This is a genomic window from Rhodococcus jostii NBRC 16295, assembly GCF_001894825.1.
Lineage (GTDB): Bacteria > Actinomycetota > Actinomycetes > Mycobacteriales > Mycobacteriaceae > Rhodococcus_F > Rhodococcus_F jostii.
This window is the reverse complement of the sequence record NZ_BCWY01000208.1, coordinates 1-2072: the sequence shown is the minus strand read 5'-3', so window position 1 is coordinate 2072 and position 2072 is coordinate 1. Positions and strand designations below refer to the sequence as shown.

The following is a 2072-nucleotide window of genomic DNA, read 5'->3' as shown; positions in this document are numbered from 1 at the left end:
CACACCCGAAGAACAAGGAGCCCGAACAGTGAAGTCTTTTCGTACCAAGGCCGTGACCGCGGCCCTCGCGGCCTCCGCTCTGATCGTCGGGGCGACGTCGTGCTCCTCCGAGGAGGCGGCAGCGGAAGCGCCCGGCAGCACGTTCGTCTCCAAACCGGTTCTCGAAGCCGGAGAAGCGAATCCGATGATCGCGCAGGGTGTCGCGATCGGCGGCGGCACCGCCGTCTACAAGTCGAGCGGTATCGGTCCGGGCGCGTCCAACAAGGCTGCACCCGAGGGCACCCCCGAGTCGTACATCGACACCGACGTGTTCGCGGGCGGCGCACTCCCGGCCGGAGTCACGATCACCGAAGCTCAGGGCATCAACGCGCTGAAGCGGATCCGCGACAATCTCGAGGCACAGGGGCTGACGCTCGAGGACGTCGTGACCATGCGGGTGTTCCTCGACAACGCCCCCGGCACCGACCGCGCCGACTACGCCGGCTGGAATCGTGCCTACCGGCAGTTCTTCGCGAACACCAACCTCGACACCGGCGACACCGAACTGGTTCCTCTCGGCACCGCGGAACCGGCCGCCCCGATGGAACGGAACTCCGCGCGTCCCAGCCGGTTCGCGCTCGAGGTCGCGAGCCTGCCCGCCGCCGGCTGGCTCGTCGAGGTCGAGGTGGACGCCGTGTACCCCGACGGTGAGGAGCCCCAGTAGTGGGGGCGCTGAGCCCCAGCCACTGGGCGATCATCGCGGTGGTGCTCGTGGTGCTGTTCGGGTCGAAGAAACTCCCGGACGCCGCCCGCGGCCTGGGCCGCTCGATGCGGATCCTCAAGACCGAGGTGGGGGAGTTGCAGGCGGACGCCCCCGAACCGGAGAAATAGGCGAAATCGGTCAAGGCATCCCAAGTAAGGACGACCCCTCGTTGGACTCCACGCAGCTGAACCCGCAGACTAAACCCACTCGAGACAGACTGGTCCTGGTCACCGGTGTCGAACAGCCTGAGGGCGCCTATGCCGCCCGCACTCTCGGCATGCACGGATTCGACGTCATCGCACACAGTTTCACCCCGGAGGCGGCCGAGCAGATTGCCCAGGACATCACCGGCATCGGTGGCCGCGCGACCGCCGCCGTCGCCGATCTCAGCATCGGCGGGGAGGTCGACCGGCTGTTCACCGCCGTCGAAGACACCCACGGCCAGATCGACACCCTCATTCACGCCGCCTGGATCCCCGGACCCGAATCCACCGGCACGTCACTCCAGTCGATCCATCCCCACGACTGGGACCGATTCCTCCACGCTCACCTGCGGATGCTGTTCACCACCGTGCGCCGGGCGATGCAGTCGATGAGTGACCGCAACCGCGCAGGATCCATCGTCATGGTCGTCGGCGTGGACCGATCAGCCGCTGACACACGGGAATCCACCCTGGCCCGTCAGGTGATAGACGGCGCGATCGAGGCCTTCACCGCCGCCGCGGCACACGACATCAGCGCGCGAACCGTACAGGTCAACACCATCCGCTTGGTCGACGAACTCCCGTCACCCGAATTCCCCGACCAGCACATCACACCGGATTTCGACACCGCCCTCGTCTTTCTCGCCGACCCCGCCCACCACAGCTGGTCCGGCAAGGTGCTCTCCGCACCCACACCCGCACCCGCACCCGCGGCCCGGTTCGCCGACGTGCACTGAATCCCCCCACCGATTCCCGCCTACCACCTTTGGAGTAACAGCCGTGACTGTCGTGTCCGAACCCACCACACCGCAGAAGGTCGAGCTGACGGAGGAGGAGATCTTCGCCGGGCATCTCGGCGGCAAGCTGTCCGTCGAACTGACCGCCCCGCTCGACACCCAGCGGGATCTGTCCATCGCCTACACCCCCGGTGTCGCGCAGGTCTCCCGCGCCATCGCCGCCGACGAGACCCTCGCCGACCGGTACACCTGGACCAGCCGCCTGGTGGTCGTCGTCAGTGACGGCTCCGCGGTCCTCGGCCTCGGCGACATCGGCCCCCGCGCATCCCTTCCCGTGATGGAGGGCAAGTCCGCCCTGTTCAAGAACTTCGCGGGCCTGAACTCGATCCC

Annotated in this window: 3 protein-coding genes and 1 pseudogene; all 4 read left to right on the top strand. The window is 67.4% G+C overall.

Going from position 1 to position 2072, the window contains the following annotated elements; genetic code table 11:
• Positions 1 to 28 precede the first annotated feature (28 nt).
• Positions 29 to 703, top strand: a complete 675-nt coding sequence (locus RJ1_RS44740) for a Rid family hydrolase (protein ID WP_073371145.1) — start codon at positions 29 to 31, stop codon at positions 701 to 703.
• The gene (gene tatA / locus RJ1_RS44735) at positions 703 to 870 is read left to right on the top strand and encodes a Sec-independent protein translocase subunit TatA (RefSeq protein WP_012688899.1); all 168 of its coding nucleotides are present in this window, start codon (positions 703 to 705) and stop codon (positions 868 to 870) included. The genes RJ1_RS44740 and tatA overlap by 1 nt, the downstream gene beginning before the upstream one ends.
• 41 nt (positions 871 to 911) lie before the next feature.
• Positions 912 to 1682 carry an SDR family NAD(P)-dependent oxidoreductase gene (locus tag RJ1_RS44730; RefSeq protein ID WP_073371144.1) on the top strand — a complete coding sequence of 257 codons (771 nt, stop codon included), beginning with the start codon at positions 912 to 914 and terminating at the stop codon, positions 1680 to 1682.
• A gap of 43 nt (positions 1683 to 1725) precedes the next feature.
• Positions 1726 to 2072 (top strand): annotated as a pseudogene (locus tag RJ1_RS44725) (NADP-dependent malic enzyme); the annotation flags it as partial.